Raw genomic sequence first — 3,066 nt, 5'->3', positions numbered from 1 at the left:
GCGGCGAACGCCGTTGGAGAGCAGCACGCAGCGGTTCAGCACGTTGCGGGCGAGATGGGCAAAGCCGGTCTGCGCCGCCTCGACATAGAGCGCCGTCGACAGCGGCAGCGAGCCGCCCGAAGCCATCACCGCATGATCGAGCACGACCGGATTGTCGTCGGTCTGCGCCGTCGCCTCGACGATACGCTCGGCAGCGTTCATCAGCGTATCGAGGCAGGCGCCGAAGACCTGCGCCGTCATGCGCAGGCTGAGCGGATCGTGGATTGCCGAGGGCTTCGGCCAGCTGCCGGAGGAGGCCTGCGCCTCGAACCATTTGCCGGCGAGCGCCTCGCCATGGCCGGACAGCCGTGCCGCCACCCGCCACGGATCGGCCGACGCGCCGAGCGCCAGCGACGACATCATGCCGGTGACCATAAGGTTGCGGATCGCCTTTGCCGCCTCGCGGGCGACATCGGCCGCGGCGGCATGGGCGATGGCGTTGACGCTGAGCGCCGCCAGTGCGTCGCGCGGCTGCATGCGGAAGGGCTTCAGCCCGGCCCGCTCCAGCGCCGCGGCGGCGGGCAGCCGCTCGCCGCGATACCAGGCCTCGCCCTCGCCGGTGAGTGCGGAGGCCACCTGCCCCATCAGGCCGATATCGGCGCAACCCATGGAGCCATGCCGGCGCACCACCGGCACCACGTCCTTTTCGAGAAGCGAAAGGAAGGCCGCGACAAGGTCCGGGCTGCATCCGGAGAAACCGCCGAGCGCCGTGTTCACCCGGATCGCGATGCCCTTGCGCACGATCGGCAACGAGAAGGGTTCGCCGGTACCGAAATGATGTGCCCTGACCAGGTTGGCGTTGAACTCCATGAGGTCGTCGACCGTCCAGAGCCTGTCCTTCATCGAACCGACGCCGGTATTGGAGCCGTAGACCGGCAGGCCCGCGATCAAGCGGTCGGCGATCACCTTGCGCGATTCCGCCACCCGGCCCATGCCCATCTCGCAGGCGACCATCCGCACGGACGCCGTGCCGACCGCTTCGAGCACCTCGAAGCTCAGCGGCTGGCCGGTGAGATAATAGCTGTCTGCGGAAGCGAGCATGTGGGAGGAGTCCTTTCGGATTCGAATGTTACGCCGCCGGCGCGATTGCGGTATATCCCATAAACAATACGGGTTATTCCATTTTCCGGACAGAAGGCAGGAGACGATCTTGGACCTCGCAACCGTCTGCCTCGTGCATACCATATTGCAGGAGCGCAGCATCCGCGGCGCTGCCCGCGTCACCGGGCGGCCGCCCTCGACCATCAGCGCGGCCCTGCAACGTTTCGAGGCGGAGATTTCGGTCCCGCTGGTGCGGCGCGACGGGCAGAACCTGATCCCGACGCTGGAGGCGGAAACACGTCTGACGCATTTCGCCCGCTTCGCCGAGACCGCCGGGGCTCTCGCCGGATTATCAGGGGCGCAGGACAGGTCGATCTATTCGCTGTCCATATCCCTGCACACGCTCGCGCGCTTCGTGACGACCGCGCGCATGGGCAGCGTGCGCAGCGCCGCACGCGCAGCCGGCATCGGCCAGCCGCAACTGGCGCGCCAGATCGGCAGGCTGGAGGCCGACCTCGGATGCATCCTCTTCACGCGCTCGCCGCAGGGCATCCACGGCACGGCGGCGGGCGTCGAGGCGCTTCGGCTCGCCGAGGAGATCGGCGAGATCTGGGACCGGCTGTCGCATGCCGCCGCCGAGCGTTTCCGCAAGAGTGCGGCCACCTGGCGGCTCGGCTCCGTGATCCCCTTCGGCCATGAGAGCGACATCGCCGCGATGCTGGCGCGCCTTGCCATCGGCTGGCAGGCGATCCGCCCGCGCCAGCCGCTCTTCATCTCCTCGACGACGGCGGACGAACTGCTGGCCGGCCTGAAAAGCCGCCGCTTCGACCTCGTGCTGCTGGATATCGAACGCTTTCCGGCGGAATTCGAGGGCGCCCTGATCGCCCGTTCCCGCCTTGCGCTGGCAGCACCGCGCGGCCATGTGGTCGACGGCCTCGCCATGCCCGACATGCTGCTCCGCCACCCGGTCGCCGTGCCAAGCCCGCGCAGCGGCCTGCGCCAGATGGCGGACCGCTTCCTCAACGATACGCTATCGCCGGCCGAACGCGCACGGCTCCGTCTGGTGGAGGTCGACTCCATTCCGGTCATCATCAATCTCGTGCTGCATCACGGCTACCTGTCCATCCTGCCGGAACAGTCGGTCTCCCGGATCGACAGGCCGCCGAGCCTCATTTCGATCGGCGAGAGCTACCAGCAATCGCTCAGCCTCGTCTGGCCGAAAAACGCACTGTCGCGTCAGGCGGCGAGGCAGGTTCTCGCCATAGCCCTTGCCAAGCAGCCATTAAGGTTCTTGACATCTCCGTAACTTACTATACCATTTCCGCGAAAAAGGTATGATCGAACTTTGTTCGATCATACCTTTTTCGCGGAAATGGTATAGTATCAGGCATGATAAAACCAATTGATATCGTTTATCAGACCCTGTTTTCGGAGTTGACGCAACGCTGCTTCGATGGCGCCTTCCTGAGTGATTTTTCGCCGGAAGGACGCTTTGTTCCAGTAACCGTGAAGGATAGGACCTATTGGTATTTCGACATGCCTGACGGATTCGGCGGGAAGAAGAGGGCTTACGTTGGTCCAGTTGATGACACAGAGATCTCCGACAGAGTAGAGCATTTCAAGGGCCTAAAAGCTGATATCAAGGCTCGGCACAAACTGGTATCCACCCTCGTTCGCGAAGCCTATTTGCCCCAACCGAACCCTATTGCGGGGGACGTCGTGGAAGCGCTAGCAAATGCCGGCCTTTTTCGGCTACGAGCCGTTCTTGTCGGCACGACCGCCTTTCAGGCTTATCCGGGATTGCTTGGCGTACGCTTCGATGAAGCCAGCCTGCAAACCGGAGATGCCGATTTTGCGCAATTCCACTCTGTATCGGCGGCGGTAGAAGATAGCATCCCACCTGTTCTCAGTAAGCGGCAAGCTGAGGCCGCTCAGGCTGCGTAATTCCACGGCATGAGTGCATCGAGATCGCTGCTGGGCCAGCTG

3 protein-coding genes are annotated in these 3,066 nt (G+C 64.2%); 2 read left to right on the top strand and 1 reads right to left on the bottom strand.

What is annotated here, in order from left to right:
• The coding region (locus tag LXM94_RS21470) for an aromatic amino acid lyase (protein WP_235773523.1) at positions 1-1,080 on the bottom strand (1,080 nt) is incomplete at its 3' end.
• Between the two features lie 109 nt (positions 1,081-1,189).
• On the opposite strand from LXM94_RS21470, the gene LXM94_RS21465 reads away from it, so the two are divergent.
• Together LXM94_RS21465 and LXM94_RS21460 are read left to right on the top strand one after the other, a co-directional pair.
• On the top strand, positions 1,190-2,386 hold the full coding sequence (locus LXM94_RS21465) for a LysR family transcriptional regulator (RefSeq protein WP_235773522.1): 1,197 nt from the start codon (positions 1,190-1,192) through the stop codon (positions 2,384-2,386).
• A gap of 83 nt (positions 2,387-2,469) precedes the next feature.
• Positions 2,470-3,024, top strand: a complete 555-nt coding sequence (locus LXM94_RS21460) for a GSU2403 family nucleotidyltransferase fold protein (protein WP_235773521.1) — start codon at positions 2,470-2,472, stop codon at positions 3,022-3,024.
• The last annotated feature ends 42 nt before the right edge of the window (positions 3,025-3,066 follow it).

It is taken from the genome of Rhizobium alarense, assembly GCF_021555155.1.
Classification (GTDB): domain Bacteria; phylum Pseudomonadota; class Alphaproteobacteria; order Rhizobiales; family Rhizobiaceae; genus Rhizobium_D; species Rhizobium_D alarense.
The sequence above is the reverse complement of the archived record's forward strand: the minus strand, read 5'-3'. Positions and strand labels throughout refer to the sequence as shown.

What these genes read in the sequence shown, in the direction of transcription:
- LXM94_RS21460 (WP_235773521.1), top strand. Translation starts at nt 2,470, where the DNA reads ATGATAAAACCAATTGATATCGTTTATCAGACCCTGTTTTCGGAGTTG.